This is a genomic window from Streptomyces sp. NPDC020747 (assembly GCF_044334695.1).
Classification (GTDB): Bacteria; Actinomycetota; Actinomycetes; order Streptomycetales; family Streptomycetaceae; genus Streptomyces.
In genome coordinates this window covers 364,710-384,694 of the sequence record NZ_JBIRTJ010000008.1, presented here as the reverse complement: position 1 = coordinate 384,694, position 19,985 = coordinate 364,710, and the positions used below count along the sequence as shown (strand labels likewise).

Below are 19,985 nucleotides of genomic sequence, written 5' to 3'. Positions count from 1 at the left end.
CTCAACTGTGGCTGTTTACAAGGAAGGTTCGTCCGCGCTGCCGAGGAATCGGCCGTCACGGGGGACGCCGGTCACCGCTCCCGTGATGGTGAGCGTGGTGCGCGCACGGATGTCCGAGGAGCTCGCGCCGATCATGAGGTCGACCTCTCCGGGTTCGACGACGAGCAGACCGTGCGGGTCGATGAGGGCGAGCGCGTTGACCGGGGCGGTCAGGCGGACGCGTTTGGTGGCCCCGGCGGGGATGTGCACGCGGGTGAACGCCAGGAGCTGCCGCACCGGGCGCACGGTGGAGGCGACCACATCGCGGGCGTAGAGCTGGACCACCTCGTCGGCGTCCCGGTCACCGCTGTTGGTGATGTCGACACTCACCTCGATGTCACCGCCGGCCATGACCTCGCGGGCGGCGGGGCGGGCGGCGGCGTAGGTGAAGTGCGTGTAGGTCAGTCCGTGCCCGAAGGGGAACAGGGGGCGGGCCGGGCCGTCGACGTAGGTGACCTCGGCGCCGCCGGGGGTGTCGTAGCCGCTGCCCGCGCGACTCCCGTGGAAGACCGGGAGCTGGCCGATCGACGCGGGGAAGGAGACGGGCAGACGTCCGGCCGGTGCGGTGCGGCCCAGGAGGGCGTCCGCCAGGACCGGGCCGGCGGCGGGGCCGAGCAGCGGTGCCCACAGGACGGCGTTCGCGTGGCCGGTCACCCGGTCCAGCAGGAGCGGGCGTCCGCTGATCACGACGACCACGGTCGGTGTGCCCGTCGCGGCGACCGCCTCGACCAGGGCTTCCTGGTCGCCGGGCAGGCGCAGGTCCTGCCGGTCGACCTGCTCGCCGGCCGTCACGTCGCCGACCCAGCCGGTGCGTTCGCCGACGACCACGATGGCGACGTCCGCCCCGGTGGCGGCGTCGGTGGCGCGGGCCAGGTCGTCCGGGGTAGTGGCCTCGGGGCCGCCGAACGGGGCGCGGACCAGCAGGGCCGGATCCTCCAGCAGCGCTTCCAGGGCGTCGCTCACGCCGACCGCGTGCGGTTCCACCTCGCGCGCCAGTTTCTCGAAGCTTTGTGGGAAGCCGGGCGTGGGGATGAGTCGCATCCCGTGCACGTCGTCCAGGCCGCCGCCCTCGAAGTCCACGTCGAACCCGGAGACGGTCGACTCGTGCGCGGCGACTCCGCTGTAGGCCCCGTAGTGCACGCGGACCTGTGCGGCGAGTTCGCCGATCACGGCGACCCGCCCGGGCGCCTGGCGCAGCGGCAGGACTCCGTCGTTCCGCAGCAGCACGACGGCCTCGGCCGCGATGGCGCGGCTCAGGTCCAGCTCCACCTCGGCCTTCGGAGTGGTGCCGGCCGGCAGGGCCGTCACCGGGGTGGCCGGAGTCAGCAGGTGGTCGAGCAGCCCGAGGCGTTCCTTGAGTTCGAGGACGCGCCGGGCCGAGCGGTCGACGACCGACTCGTCCAGGGTGCCCTCGCGCACCAGTTCCGCCAGGTCCGCGAAGGCCCGGAACTCGGGGAACTCCACGTCGATGCCCGCGCCGAGGGCGATCCGGCCCGCCTCCTTCAGGTTCGGGGCCAGGTGGAACAGCACGGTCAGATGGTCCAGGGAGGCGTAGTCGCTGACGACGACGCCGGTGAAGCCGAGTTCGTCGCGCAGCAGCGTGCCGAGCTTTTCCGGGTCGGCGGCGACGGGAAGGCCGTCGACCTCCGCGTACGAGTTCATGACGGTGGCGAGTCCCGCCTCGCGGATGGCCGCTTCGAAGGGCCGGGCGTACTGCTCCCTGAGGGTGCGTGGCCCGAGGTTCACGCCGCCGCAGTTCAGGCCACCCTGCGAGGCCGCGTAACCGATGAAGTGCTTGCCGCAGGCGGCCACGCCCTGGCGCAGGTCCTCGCTCTGCATGCCGCGTACGAAGGCGACGCCGAAGGCGGCCGACAGGTCCGGGTCCTCGCCGTATGTCTCGTGGACGCGTCCCCAGCGCGGGTCGCGGCTGATGTCCAGGACCGGGGAGAGGGCGAAACGCACGCCCATCGCGCGCATCCGTTCCCGGGTGTGCGTCGCCATGCGGCCTGTCAGGGCGGGGTTCCAGGTGGCGGCCTGTCCGATTCCGGTGGGGTAGGTCGGCGCGCCCGGGTGGACCAGGCCGTTGAGCGCTTCCAGGTGGATCAGCGCGGGGATGGGGAAGCGTCCGCAGGTCATCGCGGCGTCCTGCACCGACCGGAAGAAGGAGGAGAGGTCGTCCAGGTCGGGGCAGAAGCTGCCCAGCATCGCGAGGTGCCCGATTCCATGGGGTGCGATCTCCTGGAAACCCTTGCCCAGCGATACGCCGGGATCGTCAGGGGGTGCTGCGAACAGAGGCGCCAGCTGCGGAAAGCCGGGGCCGCTGAGCTGGGCGACCTTCTCCTCCAACGTCAGCCGGCTGAGCAGATCCTCGACGGACCGGGGCATGGGACGCTCCTCAACGGTTGTCGGACGAACGCGAACACGCTCCGCCATAAGTATTGGCGTTTTCGTTCAGGCGTCCGGTCTCACGACATAAAACACCAACGGCGGCCGTCATGGCGAGGGCCTCGCGTTTCCGGCTTGTAAGGGATGGGGTGCGAGTACGTGACAGAGTACGTCGGTACGTGTAATCGTACCGATATGCGAACGACGTCACTCAGGCCGGACGGACACACGAGACGGGTCCGCACCGCGGGCCGCCGCCTCTTACCCTCCTGACGGCCGGGACCAGGTCGCCGGACCGGGACTAGTCCAAGGCTTCCGACCTGGCCGGATCCTCATCCGAGGACGGGTCGGGAGTGCTACGGAGCCGCTGCTGGAGCTGACGCCGCAGAAGGCGGATCCGGTGCACCCGGACGCTGACGAGATCGGGATGCGCGGAGATGTCGCCGACGAGTTGACCGAGTTCCACCGTGTCGCCGGCGGCGACATCGACCGCGAGCGCCGAGGCCCCGCACATGCGCGAGACCGAGACGACACCGGGACGTCGGACGAGGCGCTCGACCGCGGTCATGAGGGTCTTGGGGTTGACGGTCAGATCGATCACGGCCCGGGCCAGATCGTGATCGGCCGCCTGGACCGTCGTCCATATCCGGATGGCACCGGAGTCGATGAGGTCGAGGACGCGCCGCCTCGCCTGGGAGAGCGACAGGCCCGCCGACCGGGCGAGTGCCGTGTAGGTGGCACGCCCGTCGACCTGGAGGGAGCGGATGAGCTGGCGGTCCTGGGCGTCGAGTCGCGTTTCGTCCCTGGCGGGCCACAGCCCCGCTTCGCCGCCCGCCTCGTCGGGCGTTCCGGCACCCATGTAGACCCCCAGCACCGGGTCCGTCGTGACCATGGACACGAAGGGCAGTTGGGCGATCTCGTCGGTCAACCGGGCGGCGTGACTCAGCGACGTCACGTCGAACGTGGCGATCACCTCGGGTTCCCCGACGATCTCCGCCAGCCAGTAGGAGTGCCCGAGGACGGAGTCCGCGATCTGCGACGCCCAGCCCGAGGACAGCCGGACACGGATGTACAGCGTGATCTCACTGGGATCAACGGAGGGGTGAAGGACGGCGATGACGCTGACCCGGCCCGACTCCAGCAGGCTGTTCACCCGGGCCCGGGTGGTGGTCTCCGGGAGTCCGACCAGCTTCGAGATCGACCGGACGGTCGCCCGCCCGTCGTTCCTCAGCGCGGCGACGATCATGTCGTCAACGGCGTCGAGCACATCGACCTCCCCTTGGTGACGTCCCGGGGAGTTTAGACGGTGCCGTCGGCTCCGCCCCGGACGAATCCAGCCGTCACATCTGTATACGGACCCGCAAGAACCCTCTTCCCCAGGCTCGCGGTTTCTGTCATAGTACAGCCACTTCGGCAGGTTTAGCCGACGCGAACGGAGGTGAGAGTGCTCATGAACGGACCGGGCAAGCCGCATTCGTTCGACGTCGCGGACATGGACGTCCGGGAGCTGTCCCAGGCACTGCCGAAGGTCGAGGTGCACTGTCACCTCACCGGCTCGATCGATCGCGACACCGCTGTCGAGCTGGCGAGGCGCAACAAGTCGAGTACCAGCCGGTCGGCGATCGAGGCCGCGTTCGACCTGCGGCAGCACAGGGGTGACACGCGGGAGCAGGCCTTCTTCGACGCGCTGGAGCTGCTGGGGGTGCTCGTGCGGACCCCTCGCGATCTCAGCGACGCCGTGTACGGGATCGTGGCTCACGACGTACGCGCCTCGAACCTCCGATATCTCGAACTCTTCGTGAATCCGACCGCGCTCGCCCGCACCGGTATGTCCTTCACCCAGATCCAGGACGGACTGATCGACGGCGCGAGATCCGCCGAGGCCGATTTCGGCGTGCGGACCAACTTCATCGCGTGCGTCATGCGCGACGAGCCGGTCTCGTACGCCGAGGAAATGCTCGACGAGCTGATCGCGCACCGGCGTGAGGAATTCATCGGGATCGGACTTGACGGACCCGAATTCCTCGACGAACATCGCCCCATCCACTTCGCCGACGTCTACCGTCGCGCAAGCAGGTACGGCTTCAAGCGCACAGCGCACTACGTGCGATACGGCGCCGCTGAGTACTCTGTCTACACAGATCTCCTGGCCTGCGACCGTATAGACCACGGCTACCCCGTCATCGAGGACGAACCCGTCCTTCGACGTGCCGCGGAGTCGGGTATCCCGTTCACCGTCTGCCCCACCATCACGCAGTTGGTCGCCGGAGACGCCCTCCCCGAATACAGTCGGCCCGAGACTCACCCGATCGGCACGATGCTGCGCAATGGCGTCTGGCTGGTCCCCGGGACCGACGACAAATCGATGGTCCACACCGACATCGGAACCGAATACGGTCTCATCGCGGACTGGTACGGAACAAGCGCCGGCGATCTCGTGCAGTCATCGCTCGACGCCATATCCGCCACGTGGCTCGACGAGAGCGACAAAGCATCTCTTCGGCGAGAGTTCGCCCATGAGATCAGCCGGCTGACGGCCCGAGCGGTGCAGACCGCACCGGCAGACAGGCCCTACAAGAATCCCTCGTGAAACGGGTGCCCCCCTCCCCCGGAACAGCCAGAAGGAAGTGCTCATCATGGCCAGAAACACACGGGTAGGCGCACCGCTTTCGCGTCGCTCCGCCCTTCGCCTCGGATCCGCTCTCGCCGTCGGCGCGCTCACGCTGACGGCATGTTCCGACAGCGGCTCCGGGGACGACGCCGGATCCGGCACCAAGTCCAAGCTCACCACTGTCACGTTCGCGCTCGACTTTCTGCCGAACCCCACGCACAGCGGGCTCGCGTACGCGATGCAGAAGGGCCTGTTCGAGAAGCAGGGGATCAAGCTCAAGATCCTCCCCGTCGGCAGCACGGCTTCCGACGCCCTCATCTCGGCCGGACAGGCGGACGCCGGTTTCACCAGCAACTACGCGACGGCCCTGACGACCGTCGCCGCGGGGGCACCGCTGAAGGCGATCTTCTCGGCGATGTCCCAGGACCCGTCCGCCGTCACGGTCCTGAAATCGTCCGGCATCACCTCGCCCGCCCAATTGGCGGGCAAGGTGTACGGCGGATACGGCAGCCCGCTCGAAATCGCGATAATCAACGCGATGATCACGGACGCAGGAGGGAAGGGCAAGGTCAAGCCCGTGGTCCTTCAGGTCGGGTCCACCGATGCGCTGAAGACCAAGAAGGTCGACATGGCGGTCACCTGGCCCGACCAGGAGTACAACTTCGCCCAGAGCGGTGTGAAGTACAAGAGCTTCGTGTCGACCGACTACGGCGTCCCGCAGGTGTCCGGTCTCCTCACGCTGGCCAGCAACAGCTTCCTTCAGAAGGATCCTGAAGTCGCCCGCGGCCTGGTGAAAGCACTGAGCGAGGGGTATCAGGGCGCGATCGACGATCCGAAGGGCGCGACCAAGGCGCTGATGGCCCAGTTCCCGAACGCCAATATCAACGAGAAGGTGGCTGACTACGTCTCCACCCGCGAGGCAAAGAGCCTGCTCAATCCTTACGGTCCGATCGGCACCCAGTCGGTCAAGAAATGGCAGACCTATGCGGACTGGATGATCGAGCAGGGAGTCCTGGCGGGGCCCAACGGTAAGCCCCTCAAGAAGTTCGACGCGACGTCCTTGGTCACCAACGCCTACGTGCCCAAGTAACGGCTCGCACGTCCTCCACCGACGCTCGGAGCGTCACGTGGGATCACCCCTGGGCACCGCAGAACGGCGGCCGGTGCCCAGGGCGGGTCGATCGCCCGCACCGGCATACGCCGTCGAGACCGCAGATCTGTGACTCCTTTTCCGGAGCGCATCTTCTCAAAGGACGAACTGGATGTTCCGCCAGTCTTTCAATCGCGGCTGGACCGCAGGCCCCGCCGAGACGAGTTTCGCCAGCGCCGTGGGTGGCGAAGACGATGTGAAAGTAACCCTCCCGCACGATTCCGTGCGGAACCTGGCGCGCAGTGCGACGGATTCCGAGGGCGCCCACACGGGTTATTTCCCGGGTGGCTACTTCCAGTACTCCAAGATTTTCGACGTGCCCGAAGTATTCCGTGACAAGAGCGTCTTCATCGAGTTCGAAGGCGTCTACCGGGACGCCGTCGTGTACATCAATGAGGAGTTCGTCGCCCAACGGCCGAACGGATACAGCCGGTTCCACATCAAGTGCGACCCGTATCTGCGCTACGGGCAGCCGAACTCGATCCGGGTGGAAACCCGTGCACACCTTGATTCGCGGTGGTATTCGGGTGCCGGAATCCACCGTGACACACATCTGATCGTCGGAGACCCGGTACACATCGCCGTGGACGGCGTCCGCGTGACCACCCCGCAGGTCGACGACGAACTCGCCGTGGTCGTCGTCGCGGTGACCGTGGTCAACGAGGAACGCTCCACCAGGACGATGCGGGTGTCCACGACCGTCGCCGGCTCCGACGGAATCACGGTCGCCGAAGGCACCACACCCCTCACACTGCTGCCGGGCACGAGCGCGTCGGCGCGGCTGCGCCTGCACGTTCCGCGGCCGGCCCTCTGGGACGTCGACTCGCCGAACCTCTATGTGGCCCGCACCACCCTGAGCGACTGCGACAGCGACGAGGCCGTGAACGAGGCGGTGGACGAGGAGCACACCACCTTCGGCATCCGTGACCTCCAGCTCGACCCGGCACGGGGCCTGCGCATCAACGGCCGGACGGTGAAGCTGCGCGGCGCGTGCATCCACCACGACACGGGTCTGCTGGGCGCGGCCGCCATCTCGCGCGCGGAGCAGCGTCGTATCGAGATCCTCAAGGCGGCGGGCTTCAACGCGGTGCGCAGCGCCCACAATCCGCTCAGCGTCGCGGCGCTCGACGCCTGCGACCGGCTGGGAATGCTCGTCCTGGACGAGGCGTTCGACGTCTGGACCAAGCCGAAGCGGCCGTTCGACTACTCGCTGGCGTTTCCCGAGTGGTGGGAACGGGACGTGGAGTCGATGGTCACGAAGGACTTCAACCATCCAAGCGTGATCATGTACTCCATCGGCAACGAGATCTTCGAGGTGGGCAGTCCGGTCGGTTCGACCTGGGGACGCCGACTCGCCGAGAAGGTACGGGAGTTGGACGACACACGGTTCGTCACCAACGCCGTGAACGGCCTGGTCGCCGTACCGGACGAGCTGCCCTCCCTGGTCGTCGGCTCGACCGAGGGCCCCACCGACATCAACTCCCTGATCACCGCGCTGGGCGAGAAGATCAACGAGTTCAGCGCGTCGCAACTGGTCAGCGAGCGGACCGAGGAGTCGCACGCCGTACTCGACGTGTCCGGGATCAACTACGGCGACGCCCGGTACGTACCCGACGCCCTCGCCTTCCCGAACCGGCTGGTCCTCGGCACGGAGACCTTCCCGGGTCACATCGACGAGCTGTGGCGGCTGGTGACGGAGAACAGTCATGTGCTGGGCGACTTCACCTGGACCGGCTGGGACTACCTCGGGGAGTCGGGGGTCGGGCGGACGGACTACCTGGACGACGGCCCGAAGGAGGACATGCTCGGTGGCATCCACGACGTGTTCCCGGCGCTGACCGCCGGCTGCGCCGACATCGACATCACCGGTCACCGTCGTCCGATGTCGTACTACCGGGAGACCGTGTTCGGGCTGCGTGAGCAGCCGTACATCGCCGTGCACCGGCCGCAGTTCCACGGGCGCGCGATGTTCCAGACCCCGTGGTCCTGGGCGGACGCGGTCTCCAGCTGGAGCTGGGACGTCGAGGCGGGCTCGCCGGTCACCATCGACGTCTACAGCTCCGCCGACGAAGTGGAACTGCTTCTCGACGGCGTGCCGTTGGAGCGGATCCAGGTCGGCGGACACAAAGCCTGTATCGCCCGTTTCGAATCGGCGTACCGGCCCGGTGAGTTGACGGCGGTCGCCTACCGGGCGGGCGTCGAGACGGGGCGGTGCGTGCTGCGCAGTGCCGGTGCCGACCTGCGGCTGACGGTCGCGGCGGACCGGCCCGAGATCCGCGCGGACGACAAGGATCTCGCCTATGTGTCGGTCGAGTTGCGCGACGGCGAGGGGAACCCGGCCGGTCACCGGGACCGTCAGGTCCGCGTGGACGTCACCGGGCCAGGTGTGCTGGCGGGGCTGGGCACCGGGCGCACCCACACCGAGGAGCGGTTCGACGCCGACAGCTGCACCACCTTCGACGGCCGCGCCATGGCCGTCGTCCGGCCCACCGGCCCCGGCGACATCCACGTCCGCGTCCGCGCCGAGGGCTGCCCCGAGACCACCGCCGTCGTGCACGCCGTCGAGGCCTGACGACACCACGTACTCGCCCCCGTCCTGTCGACACACGAAGCAGACCGAGGAGTCTCATGCCGCTCGATCCGTATCTCGCCGACAAGGTGGCCCTGGTCGCCGACGTCACCCGGGAGGAAGCCCTCAACGCGGACGAGGCCCTCTGGGACCGATTCACCAAGGTGTTCAGTGACGACCGCCCCTACGACCAGCCCGACGTGGAGGTACGCGACGAGGCCGTCGCCGGGTTCGAGGGGCTGCGGGTGCGGGTGTACACGCCCGCCGGCGGCTTCCGCCCCGGGCGGCGTGCGTTCGTGTGGGCCCACGGAGGCGGCTTCGTCGCGGGCACCCTGGACGACCACGAGGCCGACACCGTCAGCCGGGACCTGTGCGCCCGCGCCGACGTGGTCGTCGTATCGGTCGACTACCCCCTCGCCAACGGCTCGACCGTCCGCTACCCCACGCTTCACCGTGCCTTGGCCGAGGCGTTCCGGTGGACGCTGCGCAACGCGGCCGAACTCGGCGTCGACGCCGACACCGTCGTCCTGGGCGGCGCCTCCGCCGGCGGGAACCTGACGGTCGCGGCCACCCTGGAGCTCAGGGACAACGGGGAACGCGTGCCGGCCCGGCTGATCCTGGTGTACCCGGCCCTCAGCGCGACGTTCACGACCGACGAGCGGCACGAGAAGCTGATGGCGGGCATCCCCCCGCTCTTCCGCTTCGAGCAGGAAGCCATCGGCGGCATCTTCCACACCTATGCCGCCGGCGAGACCGACATCCCGTACCTCTCGTTCGAGAACATGCCGTCGCTCGGCGAACTCCCGCCGATGCTCGTCGTGCTCAGCGAGTACGACGACCTGCGGCCCCCGGCCGAGGCCGTCCTGGCCCGGGCCGAGCGGGACGGCCTGCACGTCGAACGGTACTTCGCGTCCGGCGTCATCCACGGACATCTCAGCATGCTGCCGCTCCTGCCGGAGACCCGCTCCACGCTCGACCGCATGGCCGACTACCTGCAGCGCTGAACGACCCAAAGAGAGAGACACATGAGCCCACTGATCTTCGCGGCGTTCCAGGCGTTGAGCCCCAACGGAGTCATCGGCTCCAGCTGGCGAGACCCCTCGAACACCCAGACCGACTATCTGACGATCGACCACTGGACCGGACTGGCCCAGAAGCTGGAGGCAGGCGGGTTCGACTTCCTCTTCTTCGCCGACACCTACGGCTACCCCACGCTCGACGGCGAGCTCATCCCCTTCGCCGTGGAAGCGGGTTACAACATCCCCATGGCGGACCCGATCACCATCGTGTCGGCGATCGCCGCGGCCACCTCCAAGCTGGGCGTCGTGCTGACCAACAGCACGACGCACGAGAAGCCCGCCGCTCTCGCCCGCCGCTTCGCGACCCTCGACCACTTCACCAAGGGACGCATCGGCTGGAACATCGTCAGCGGCGGCGGCCAGTCGTCGTCCACGGCGCTCTTCGGCGAGCCGATGATCCCGCACGACGAGCGCTATCTCCAGGCCGACGACTACCTGCAGATCTGCCTGCGCCTGTGGGAGAGCTCCTGGGCCGACGACGCCCTGCGCGTGGACCGGGAGGCAGGCGTCTACGCCGAACCCGACGGCGTCCGCCAGGTCACCTACGAGGGCAAGTACCTGCGGACCAAGGGCATCCTCACCCTTCCCCCCTCGCCGCAGCGCACCCCTCTGCTCCTCCAGGCGGGCACCTCCACGGCCGGCCGTGACTTCGCCGCCCGCTACGCCGAGTGCGTCTTCGTCGGCGGCGGCGATCCGGCGGTCGTCGCCCGCAACATCACCGCCATCCGGGACCGCGCGGAAGAGATCGGCAGGCCGCGGGACTCCGTCAAGTTCGTCGTCGGCGCCGGCTTCGTCGTGAGCACCACCGAGGCCGACGCCCAGCGCAAGTACGACAGCCTGCTCGGCTTCTCGACCCTGAAGCACGCGGCGGCGACGTTCGCCTGGTCGACCGGTGTCGACATGCTCCAGTTCGACCTGGACAAGCCGCTCCCGGAGGTGGCGAGCGAGATCGGCCAGACCAACCTCGACCGCTTCCGCTCACCGGACGGCAACGGCCCCACCGTCCGGGAGATCCTGGAGGAGTTCCGCCAGCACGGGATCAACGGCACCACCTTCGTCGGCACCCCGGAGAAGGTCGCCGACGAGGTCGAGGCCTTCGTCGCCGCCACCGGCGCCGACGGGTTCCTCGTCCAGCAGCACATCACCCCCGGAACGCACGACGACTTCATCGACCTGCTCAGGCCGGAGCTGCTGAAGCGCGGTCTGATGCGGCCCACCCGTGAGGACGTCACGTTGCGCGAGCAGATTCTCGGCGCGGGGCCCCGTGTGGCGGCGACGCACCCCGGGGCGGAGCTCACGTTCAAGACGACGGCGACAGCCGACAGTTAGGGGATCAGCCGTGTCGCTTCTTCATGAACCCTCGGATACGAAGCTGCTGCGGCGGACGTTCGGCGCGTACCCCTCGGGGGTCGCCGCGCTGGCGGCGACCGTCGACGGCCAACCCACGGTGCTCGTCGCGTCCTCCTTCACGGTCGGCGTGAGTCTGGAGCCACCGATGTGCCTGTTCGCGGTGCAGAACACCTCGACGACCTGGCCGGTGCTGGCCCGCGCGGAACGCCTGGGTGTGTCCGTCCTGGGCATCAGTCACAGTGCGCGGGTTCACCAACTGGCGGGGAAGGACAAGGCCGCGCGGTTCCGCGGGATCGAGGTTACCGAACTCGACTCCGGGGCCCTGCTGATCAACGGATCGCCCGTTCTCCTGGAGTGCCGGGTGGTCCACGACTACGCGGCCGGCGACCACCGGGTCATCGTGCTGGAAGTGCTCGCCACGAACACGAACCCCGAGCAACTGCCGCTGGTCTTCCACAACTCGCAGTTCCACACGCCCGTGGCCGTCTGACCACGGGCGCACAGCAGCCACATCAGCACAGCACATGGCACGAAGTGCCATACATTCTGAGCCGCGCAGGGAGATGCCATCGTGTTCCAGTCAGGATTCGGGATCGCGGCGGGAGTGCTCGACCCCGACACGTCAGAGAACGACACCACCGCTTCACCCCGGAGCAGCGCCGACACCCGGGCCGGCGCACCGGCCGAGGAGTCCCTCTTCTTCCAGCGGTGTCGCTGGTGCAGCACCGCCACATACCATCGGCTGCTCTGCCGGGCCTGCGCGTCGAGCGATCTGCGGACCGAGCGCAGCGTGGGCACGGGCGTCGTACGCCATTGCACCGTCGCCCACCGAAACACCCCGGCCGCACGCAACGTGTCCATCATCGCGATGGCCGAAGGGTTCACCGTGCGCGGCCGCGTCAAGGGCCCGCTCGGCTCGGTCCGGCCCGGCTGCCTCGTGCGTCTCTGCGTCATCGAGGACCCGGTGCGCGGGGAGCCGGTGTTCGAAGTCCGCGACGACGCGTACGGGGGCCGGAACCGATGACCGCGAAGAACAACAGCACGGTGAGCAGGGTCGGTGTCGTCGGCTGCGGTCTCATGGGTTCCGGGATCGCCGAGGTGTGCGCCCGCGCGGGCCTCGACGTCCTGGTCGGCGAGGTCGGCCCGGATGCCGTCGCGGCGGGACGGGCCAGGGTCACCGCTTCGCTGGAGCGCGGTGTGCGCAGCGGCAAGCTCACCGAGCACGACCGTGACGCGGCCCTGGCCCGGCTCCGCTTCACCCACGACCTGAGCGCCTTCGCCGACCGGGAACTGGTCGTCGAGGCGGTGGCCGAGCGACGCGACGCGAAGACGGCGACCTTCGCGGCGCTCGACAAGTACCTGGACAGCCCGGACGCGATCATCGCGACGAACACCTCGTCCCTCCCGGTCATCGACCTCGCGGTGACCACCGGCCGTGCCGAGCACGTGGTCGGTATGCACTTCTTCAATCCGGTGCCGGTGCAGCGGCTCGTCGAGGTCATCCCCACCCAGCTGTCCTCGGCCGCCACCGTCGAGCGCGCGTCGGTCTTCGCCTCGGACACGCTCGGCAAGACCGTGGTCCGGGCTCCCGACCGCTCCGGGTTCGTCGTCAACGCGCTCCTGGTGCCCTATCTGCTGTCCGCGGTCCGCATGCTGGAGTCGGGCGTCGCCTCCGCCGAGGACATCGACAACGGCATGGTCCTCGGCTGCGCCCACCCCATGGGACCGCTGCGCCTGCTGGACCTGATCGGCCTCGACACCGCGCAGTCCGTCGCGGAGTCGTTGTACGAGGAGTTCAAGGAGCCGCTGTACGCGGCGCCGCCCCTGCTGCGCCGCATGGTCGCCGCCGGCACCCTCGGGCGCAAGACCGGACGCGGCTTCTACACGTACCACGCCTGAACCACCCGACGCGTTACGGCTGTGGGGCGGACCCTGATGTCAGGGTCCGCCCCACAGCCGTGGACTACGCGAAGGTCTCCCCCGCCGCGGCCTTGGCGAGCAGCAGCGCGGGCGGCTCGAAGCGGGGGCCGTAGCGGTCGGCGAGTTCGCGGGCCCGGGCTGTGAAGGCGGGCAGGCCGCCCTCGTAGCCGTTGATGTACTGGAGGACCCCGCCCGTCCAGGGCGGGAAGCCGATGCCCAGGAGCGAGCCGACGTTGGCGTCCGGGACGCTGCGCAGCACGCCGTCCTCGACGCAGCGGACGGACTCCAGGGCCTCGGCGAACAGCATGCGTTCCTTGAGGTCCTCGAAGTACACGTCCTCGGCGCGCTCGCTGTCCTGCCCGAAGTGCTCGGTGAGGCCGGGCCACAGGCGGGTGCGGCGGCCGTCCGCGTCGTACTCGTAGAAGCCGCCGCCCGTGGAGCGTCCGGCGCGGTCGAACTCGCCGACCAGGCGGTCGATCACCGCCTCGCCGCCGTGCGGCTCCCAGGTCCCGCCCTCGGCGAGGACGGCCGCCCTGGTCTCCTCGCGGATCCTGCGCAGCAGGGTGAGCGTCAGTTCGTCCCAGAGTTGGAGCGGCGCGGCCGGGTAACCGGCCTGGAGGCCCGCCTGTTCGACGGTGGCCGGGGCGATGCCCTCGCCGATCATGGCGGCGGCCTCGTCGAGGAAGGTGAGGATGACGCGGGTGGTGAAGAAGCCGCGTCCGTCGCCCACGACGACGGGCGTCCGGTCGATCTGCCGGGTGAAGTCGACGGCCCGTGCGAGGGCCGCGTCGCCCGTCTTCTCCCCCACGACGATCTCGACGAGCTGCATCCGGTCGACCGGCGAGAAGAAGTGCAGCCCGATGAAGTCCGCCGGGCGGTCCACCCCTTGGGCCAGGTCCGTGATGGGGAGGGTGGAGGTGTTGGAGGCGAGGAGCGCGTCGGGGTCGACGACGGCTTCGATCTCGCCGAAGATCTTCTTCTTCAGAGCCGGGTCCTCGAAGACGGCCTCGACGACGAGGTCGGCGCCGGCCGCATCGGAGGTGTCCGCGGTGGGGTGGATGCGCGCCAGCAGCAGGTCCGCTTCGGCACGGCTCGTGCGTCCGCGCGCCACCTCCTTGTCCAGCAGCCGCTCCGAGTAGGCCTTGCCCTTGGTAGCGGCCTCGGCGGTGACGTCCTTGAGGACCACGTCGATCCCCGCCCGGGCGCACGCGTACGCGATGCCGGCGCCCATCATGCCCGCGCCGACGACCACGGCCTTGCGGACCGTGCCGTGCGGGTGGCCGTCGGGGCGGCTGCCGCCGGCCTTGATGTGCTGTGTGTCGAAGAAGAAGCCCTTGATCATGTTCTTCGACACCTGGCCGGTGACCAGTTTCGTCAGGTACCGCGACTCGATCGTGAGTGCCGTGTCGATGTCGACCTGGGCGCCCTCGACGGCGGCGGCGAGGATGGCGCGGGGCGCGGGCAGGTTCGCGCCCTTCACCTTCGCGCGCAGGGTGGCGGGCAGTGACGGGAGTACGGCGGCGAGGGGCCCGGCGGCCGGGCTTCCGCCGGGCAGCTTGAAGCCCTTGCAGTCCCAGGGCTGTACGGCATCGGGGTGCGCGGTGATCCAGGTGCGGGCCGAGGCCAGCAACTCCTCGCGTGTCGCGGCGAGTTCGTCCACGAGGCCCGCCTCGACGGCCGCGGCGGGAGTGAAGGTACGGCCGTCCAGCAGGATGCTGTCCAGGGCCCGTGTCACGCCCAGCATCCGTACGGTGCGGGTGACACCGCCCGCGCCGGGCAGCAGCCCCAGGGTGGCCTCGGGCAGACCGATCTTCGATCCCTTCACGTCGAGTGCCACGCGGTGGTGGCAGGCCAGGGCGATCTCCAGGCCACCACCGAGCGCGGCGCCGTTGATCGCCGCGACCACCGGCCGGCCCAGCGTCTCCAGGCGGCGCAGATCGGCCTTGACGCCTTCCATGAACGCGAAGAACGCGGCGGCCTGTTCGGGCCCGGTGGCCAGCATGTCGTTGAGGTCGCCGCCCGCGAAGAAGGTCTTCTTGGCGGAGGTGACGATGACGCCGCGCACGCTCTCGCGCTCGGCCTCCAGGCGGTCCACGGCGGTGCGCATCGACGCCGCGTAGGCCTCGGTCATGGTGTTGGCCGACTGCTCCGGGTGGTCCAGGGTCAGTACGACGACGCCGTCGGCGTCCTGCTCCCAGCGGATGGTGCTGTTCATCAACTGCCCTTTCACACACGCTCGATGAGGGTGGCCACGCCCATGCCGCCGCCGATGCACAGGGTCACCACGGCACGGCGGGCGCCACGGCGCTCCAGCTCGTCGACCATGGTTCCGGTGATCATGGCGCCGGTGGCTCCGAGGGGGTGGCCCATGGCGATCGCGCCGCCGTTGACGTTCAGCTTCTCGTCGGGGATGCCCATGTCCTTGGCGTACTTGAGCGCCACGGACGCGAACGCCTCGTTGATCTCGAACAGGTCGATGTCGTCGACCGTCAGACCGGTGTGCGCGAGCAGCTTGCGGGTCGCGGGGGTCGGACCGGTGAGCATGATCGTCGGGTCCGCGCCCGAGGTGGCCGTCGCGACGATCCGGGCCCGTGGGGTCAACCCCAGGTCGTGGCCCGCCTGTTCGCTGCCGATCAGGACGAGGGCGGCACCGTCCACGATTCCGGAGGAGTTGCCGCCGTGGTGGACGTGGTCGATCTTCTCGATCCAGTGGAACTTCTGCAGCGCGACGGCGTCGAAGCCGCCCAGGTCGCCGACGGCGGCGAAGGACGGCTTGAGCCTGCCGAGCGCCTCCACCGTCGTGCCGGGCCGCATGTGCTCGTCCCGGTCTAGGACCAGGAGCCCGTTCTGGTCGGTGACCGGGACGACGGACTTGGCGAAGTACCCGCCGGACCAGGCCGCCGCGGCGCGCTCCTGGGAACGTACGGCGAACGCGTCCACGTCCTCGCGGCTGAAACCCTCGATGGTGGCGATCAGGTCGGCGCCGATGCCCTGCGGCGCGTAGTACGTGTCGTAGCTGGTCGCCGGGTCGTTGAACCAGGCTCCGCCGTCCGAGCCCATCGCCACCCGGGACATGGACTCCACACCGCCCGCGAGCACGAGCTGTTCCCAGCCCGAACGGACCTTCTGGGCCGCGACGTTGACCGCCTCCAGACCGGAGGCGCAGAACCGGTTGAGCTGCACGCCGGCCACCGTGTCCGGCAGCCCGGCCGCCAGCGCGGCGGTGCGGGCGATGTCGGAGCCCTGGTCGCCGACGGGGGACACGACGCCCAGCACGATGTCCTCGATACGGCCCGGGTCGAGGTCGGGGTGTCGTGTGCGCAGGGCGTCGATCAGGCCGGTGACGAGCGAGATGGGTTTGGTGCCGTGCAGGGCCCCGTTCCGCTTGCCGCGACCGCGCGGGGTACGGATCGCGTCGTATATATAGGCCTCGGTGCTCATCGCCTTCGCCCTCCCTATTGACCTAGCGATCGCTAAGTTATCAGCGCCGATGCTACTCTCATTAGCGAGCGCTAAGTAAAACTCACGATCCTACTCCCCCGAGGAACGGCAGCACATGAGCGACGGCACCATCACGCCCGGCGGCATCGGCGTCCTCCGGGACGGCGCCGTGCTCCGCCTCACCCTCGCCCGCCCGGAACGGCTCAACGCCCTGGGCACCACCGGCTTCGCCGACCTCGCCGACGCCCTCGACGAGGCGGACGCGGACGACGGCATACGCGTCGTCGTACTGACCGGCGAGGGGCGGGCGTTCTGCGCCGGCGCCGACCTCGGCACCGTCGTGGACGCGCACACGGTGGAGGCCGCCGGCCGCGCGGCGCTGGCCGTGCGCCGTACCGGCAAGCCGGTCCTCGCCGCGGTCAACGGGGCGGCGGCGGGCGCCGGCTGTTCACTCGCCCTCGCCTGTGACCTGGTGATCGCCCGCCGCTCCGCCTACTTCCTGCTCGCCTTCGCGGGGGTGGGACTGATGCCGGACGCGGGCGCGACCGCCTTCGTTCCGGCCGCGATCGGCCGGGCCCGCGCGATGCGGATGGCAATGCTCGGTGAGCGGATCCCGGCGCCCACCGCGGCGGAGTGGGGCCTCATCGGGGAGGTGGTGGACGACGCGGAGTTCGACGAGGCGGTGGCCGCCATGACCGCCCGGCTCGCGTCGGGACCACCGCTCGCGTACGCCCGGATCAAGCGGGCGGTCGACGAAGCGGCGCTGCCGGAGTTGACGCGCGCCCTGGAGAACGAGCGGGAGGGGCAGGCCGCGTTGCTGCGCAGTGACGACTTCACGGAGGGCGTCGCCGCGTTCCGCGACCGGCGGGACGCGAAGTTCACGGGGAGGTAGGGCCCGCCGCCAGGTCGTCCACGCTCAGCGCCGTGGATGTTCCGGGCGGTGGCCCACGGTGAAGAGCGCGATGGTGACGTACCGGTCCGCGATCTCCGGTGGGGTCAGCGGGCCGTCGGGGCGGTACCACTGGGCCACCGCCTGGCACATCGCGAGAACGGCGCGACCGGCGTCCACCGGTACGGGGACGGTGAAGACACCGGCCTCCGAGCCGTCGCGCACGGCGTCGCGCATCAGCCCTTCGAGTTCGTCGCGCAGGTCCACGTACTGTTCCCGGTTTCCGGGCTCCAGGCTGCGCGTCTCGGTGTCGAGGAAGGCGAGCGGGGCCCGGTGGGTCATGAACAGCACGATGCACTCGACGAGCGCGCAGAAGCGGTCGACGGGATCCTCGCCCGCCTCCTCGACCGCCGCGCGACACCGCCCGAGGACTGACCTGAGTGAACCGAGCAGCAGTTCCACGAGGATGGCCTGCTTGTTGGCGTAGTGATAGTAGAGAGCCGGGACGGTGACGCCCACGCGGCGGGCGAGGTCGCGGACGGTCGTGGCGTGGTAGCCCTGCTCCACGATGGCGTCGAGGGCGTGCGTGAGGATCGGCGGCAGCTCCAGCGTCCCGTAGACCCGCCAGTCCGTGTACCCGTCCGCGCGCAGGTCCGCGACCGTCTCCGTCATGGCTGCCCGGCTCCCCGTGATCGACTGAACTAGCGCTCACTACGTCGTCCACGAGTCTACGGGTTCACGTCCTGCCCGAGCACGGGCAGTTCCACGTAGGTCCCACCGCCCAGGTGCACGGTGACGTTGCCCGCGGGGTTGGTGGGGACGATACGAGGGCTGTCGCCGCCGCCGATCGTGACGCGCAGCTTCTCTCCGGGCTTGAACCTCCAGTGGGTCTGGCCGAGCGGGACCGTGTACTGGGTCGGCATGCCCGGGGTCACGGGTTTGGCGTTCTCCAGGCCGTCCCGCGACTGCGCCCGCAGATATCCCGTTTCGATCGGCAGGACGCGACCGTCCGGCAGGACGGTCTCCAGCTTGCTGACGAAGTAGGTGTCCTGTGCGTCGATCGACGCGTTCAGGTGGAGCGTGACCGGGCCGGCGAGGGTGGTGTCCGCGGTGAAGGCCGGGAGGGTGAAGGTCGTGCGGTTGCTCGTGTAGCGGCCGTTGGGCTGGACGCTTTTCTGTTCGGCCGCGGCCTGGTTCTGGCTCGGTTCGTAGGGCAGGGTCCCGATGACGTCGGCCGACGGACCGTCGATCGGGTTGACCGGGTAACTCAGTGCGGAGCGCGCGGGGGCCCTGTCGGCGAGTGCGCCGTCGGCCGTCGGGTACAGGCGCGTGTCCGACTCCCCCGCCGAGGGCCACCGGCCGAAGGCGTGCCAACTGCCCGACGCCTTGGCCGAGGTCGACGCGTAGCTGATCACGCGGTCCGGGGGCAGCTGTGCCCCGGGACGCTTGGCCAGCCAGTGGTCGAACCACTGCAGCACTACGGAGAACGAGATCGCGTTCGGGGAGTCGACACCTTGACGGGCCGGATCCAGCCCCGGGATCTGCAGGAACCCGCCGTGGATCCACGGTCCGTTCAGGAGCCAGGTCTGCCGGGGCCGCTGCTTGAGGGCGTCGAAGCCACCGTTCTTGAAGATGTCGAAGTAGCCGCCGATGTGCAGCGCCGGGACCTCGACGTCACGCAGCTTGTCGGTGGTCACCACCTGCTTCCAGTACGCGTCGTACAGCGGGTGCCGCTGGAAGCCGCGGAGCGTGCTGGTGTGGTCGTCGGGGCCGATGATCGGCCCGCCGTTGACCCACCAGGTGCCGTTGATCGACGGGACTCCGCCGGGATACACCCACTCCGAGTAGATGTTCGTCGGGGAGACGATGGGGATTATGGCGCGCAGGTGCGGCGGCTTGAGTGCGGCGGCTCGGTAGGCCGTGATGGAGCCGTAGCTCGCGCCGGCCTGGCCCACGTCCCCGGTGGCGCCGGGCTGCCGGGCCAGCCACTCGATCAGGTCGTGGTTGTCGGTGGCCTCCTTGGCCTGGAACCAGGAGGGGAAGTCACCGGCCGAGTTGCCCGAACCGCGGACGTCGCAGGTCAGGACGTTGTAGCCGCGCTCGGCGAGGTAGACGTTCGCCGGGTTGGCGCGGTACTTCTGGTAGGGCGTGAAGTCGACCAGGAGACTTGGGTGTTCGGCGCTGTCGGCCTTGCCGTCGCGGCCCGGCCGGTAGAGGTAGCAGGCGAGGCGGGTGCCGTCGCGCATGGGTACCCGCACCTCGGAGTCGATGCTGTCGTACTGAGCCGGCCGGTCGTAGCCGAGCCAGTCGTGGACGGCCTCGGGGGCGGGCGAGTCGAGCAGTCCGGGCGTGGGGAACTCGGCCGTTGTCGCGTCGGTGGAGTCCGCCGGGGCGGAGGCGAATCCGGTCAGGGCCAGCACGGTCGCCATGGCGGCGGCGAACGGCCCGCTTCCGCGTCGGCGTGGACGACGTGTCACAGCGTCACTCCCTTGGGACGAACTGTGAGTACGAATGGGACGAACGGTGAGTACGAAAGTGTGTACGCTAGTACC

Annotated in this window: 15 protein-coding genes; 9 read left to right on the top strand and 6 right to left on the bottom strand. The window is 69.4% G+C overall.

Features of this window, described 5'->3' with window-relative positions; translation table 11 throughout:
* Positions 1 to 15: 15 nt before the first annotated feature.
* Together ACH4YP_RS23065 and ACH4YP_RS23060 are read right to left on the bottom strand one after the other, a co-directional pair.
* Positions 16 to 2,424 carry a glycoside hydrolase family 3 N-terminal domain-containing protein gene (locus tag ACH4YP_RS23065; protein WP_361065352.1) on the bottom strand — a complete coding sequence of 803 codons (2,409 nt, stop codon included), beginning with the start codon at positions 2,422 to 2,424 and terminating at the stop codon, positions 16 to 18.
* A 301-nt stretch (positions 2,425 to 2,725) separates the two neighbouring features.
* Complete coding sequence (locus ACH4YP_RS23060) at positions 2,726 to 3,691, bottom strand: AsnC family transcriptional regulator (RefSeq protein WP_361065355.1); 966 nt, start codon at positions 3,689 to 3,691, stop codon at positions 2,726 to 2,728.
* A 183-nt stretch (positions 3,692 to 3,874) separates the two neighbouring features.
* Between ACH4YP_RS23060 and ACH4YP_RS23055 the strand changes: the two genes are divergently transcribed.
* From ACH4YP_RS23055 to ACH4YP_RS23020, 8 genes are all read left to right on the top strand, one after another.
* A complete protein-coding gene (locus ACH4YP_RS23055) occupies positions 3,875 to 5,014 on the top strand; it encodes an adenosine deaminase (RefSeq protein WP_398492155.1) in 1,140 nt (379 codons plus the stop codon).
* Between the two features lie 46 nt (positions 5,015 to 5,060).
* Positions 5,061 to 6,125, top strand: coding sequence for an ABC transporter substrate-binding protein (locus ACH4YP_RS23050; protein WP_361065361.1), 1,065 nt, complete (start codon positions 5,061 to 5,063; stop codon positions 6,123 to 6,125).
* 172 nt (positions 6,126 to 6,297) lie between these two features.
* On the top strand, positions 6,298 to 8,757 hold the full coding sequence (locus ACH4YP_RS23045) for a glycoside hydrolase family 2 TIM barrel-domain containing protein (protein WP_398492153.1): 2,460 nt from the start codon (positions 6,298 to 6,300) through the stop codon (positions 8,755 to 8,757).
* Between the two features lie 56 nt (positions 8,758 to 8,813).
* Positions 8,814 to 9,758: an alpha/beta hydrolase gene (locus ACH4YP_RS23040; RefSeq protein ID WP_361065366.1), complete on the top strand. Its 945-nt coding sequence runs from the start codon at positions 8,814 to 8,816 to the stop codon at positions 9,756 to 9,758.
* Positions 9,759 to 9,779: 21 nt separating this feature from the next.
* Positions 9,780 to 11,162: an NtaA/DmoA family FMN-dependent monooxygenase gene (locus tag ACH4YP_RS23035; protein ID WP_361065369.1), complete on the top strand. Its 1,383-nt coding sequence runs from the start codon at positions 9,780 to 9,782 to the stop codon at positions 11,160 to 11,162.
* Positions 11,163 to 11,172: 10 nt separating this feature from the next.
* The gene (locus ACH4YP_RS23030) at positions 11,173 to 11,673 is read left to right on the top strand and encodes a flavin reductase family protein (protein WP_361065372.1); all 501 of its coding nucleotides are present in this window, start codon (positions 11,173 to 11,175) and stop codon (positions 11,671 to 11,673) included.
* A gap of 78 nt (positions 11,674 to 11,751) precedes the next feature.
* Positions 11,752 to 12,207: a zinc ribbon domain-containing protein gene (locus tag ACH4YP_RS23025; RefSeq protein WP_398492226.1), complete on the top strand. Its 456-nt coding sequence runs from the start codon at positions 11,752 to 11,754 to the stop codon at positions 12,205 to 12,207.
* Positions 12,204 to 13,082: a 3-hydroxybutyryl-CoA dehydrogenase gene (locus ACH4YP_RS23020; protein WP_398492150.1), complete on the top strand. Its 879-nt coding sequence runs from the start codon at positions 12,204 to 12,206 to the stop codon at positions 13,080 to 13,082. Before ACH4YP_RS23025 ends, ACH4YP_RS23020 begins: the two co-directional genes overlap by 4 nt.
* A gap of 64 nt (positions 13,083 to 13,146) precedes the next feature.
* Here the strand turns inward: ACH4YP_RS23020 and ACH4YP_RS23015 are convergent, their stop codons facing one another.
* Together ACH4YP_RS23015 and ACH4YP_RS23010 are read right to left on the bottom strand one after the other, a co-directional pair.
* A complete protein-coding gene (locus ACH4YP_RS23015; protein WP_398492148.1) occupies positions 13,147 to 15,318 on the bottom strand; it encodes a 3-hydroxyacyl-CoA dehydrogenase NAD-binding domain-containing protein in 2,172 nt (723 codons plus the stop codon).
* A gap of 11 nt (positions 15,319 to 15,329) precedes the next feature.
* Positions 15,330 to 16,544, bottom strand: a complete 1,215-nt coding sequence (locus ACH4YP_RS23010) for an acetyl-CoA C-acetyltransferase (RefSeq protein WP_398492146.1) — start codon at positions 16,542 to 16,544, stop codon at positions 15,330 to 15,332.
* 115 nt (positions 16,545 to 16,659) lie between these two features.
* Here ACH4YP_RS23010 and ACH4YP_RS23005 point away from each other — a divergent pair, with 115 nt between their 5' ends.
* Positions 16,660 to 17,436 carry an enoyl-CoA hydratase-related protein gene (locus tag ACH4YP_RS23005; RefSeq protein ID WP_361054361.1) on the top strand — a complete coding sequence of 259 codons (777 nt, stop codon included), beginning with the start codon at positions 16,660 to 16,662 and terminating at the stop codon, positions 17,434 to 17,436.
* 24 nt (positions 17,437 to 17,460) lie between these two features.
* On the opposite strand, the gene ACH4YP_RS23000 is transcribed toward ACH4YP_RS23005, so the two are convergent.
* Positions 17,461 to 18,105: a TetR/AcrR family transcriptional regulator gene (locus ACH4YP_RS23000; protein WP_361054358.1), complete on the bottom strand. Its 645-nt coding sequence runs from the start codon at positions 18,103 to 18,105 to the stop codon at positions 17,461 to 17,463.
* 56 nt (positions 18,106 to 18,161) lie between these two features.
* Positions 18,162 to 19,910 (bottom strand): CocE/NonD family hydrolase, encoded by a 1,749-nt coding sequence (locus ACH4YP_RS22995; protein WP_398492143.1) that lies wholly within the window; start codon positions 19,908 to 19,910, stop codon positions 18,162 to 18,164.
* Positions 19,911 to 19,985: the final 75 nt, after the last annotated feature.

Excerpts from the sequence above, each read along its gene's own strand:
- ACH4YP_RS23065 (WP_361065352.1), bottom strand. The coding sequence starts at position 2,424 with ATGCCCCGGTCCGTCGAGGATCTGCTCAGCCGGCTGACGTTGGAGGAG.
- ACH4YP_RS23055 (WP_398492155.1), top strand. The coding sequence starts at position 3,875 with ATGAACGGACCGGGCAAGCCGCATTCGTTCGACGTCGCGGACATGGAC.
- ACH4YP_RS23050 (WP_361065361.1), top strand. The coding sequence starts at position 5,061 with ATGGCCAGAAACACACGGGTAGGCGCACCGCTTTCGCGTCGCTCCGCC.
- ACH4YP_RS23045 (WP_398492153.1), top strand. The coding sequence starts at position 6,298 with ATGTTCCGCCAGTCTTTCAATCGCGGCTGGACCGCAGGCCCCGCCGAG.
- ACH4YP_RS23040 (WP_361065366.1), top strand. The coding sequence starts at position 8,814 with ATGCCGCTCGATCCGTATCTCGCCGACAAGGTGGCCCTGGTCGCCGAC.
- ACH4YP_RS23035 (WP_361065369.1), top strand. The coding sequence starts at position 9,780 with ATGAGCCCACTGATCTTCGCGGCGTTCCAGGCGTTGAGCCCCAACGGA.
- ACH4YP_RS23020 (WP_398492150.1), top strand. The coding sequence starts at position 12,204 with ATGACCGCGAAGAACAACAGCACGGTGAGCAGGGTCGGTGTCGTCGGC.
- ACH4YP_RS23015 (WP_398492148.1), bottom strand. The coding sequence starts at position 15,318 with ATGAACAGCACCATCCGCTGGGAGCAGGACGCCGACGGCGTCGTCGTA.
- ACH4YP_RS23010 (WP_398492146.1), bottom strand. The coding sequence starts at position 16,544 with ATGAGCACCGAGGCCTATATATACGACGCGATCCGTACCCCGCGCGGT.
- ACH4YP_RS23005 (WP_361054361.1), top strand. The coding sequence starts at position 16,660 with ATGAGCGACGGCACCATCACGCCCGGCGGCATCGGCGTCCTCCGGGAC.
- ACH4YP_RS23000 (WP_361054358.1), bottom strand. The coding sequence starts at position 18,105 with ATGACGGAGACGGTCGCGGACCTGCGCGCGGACGGGTACACGGACTGG.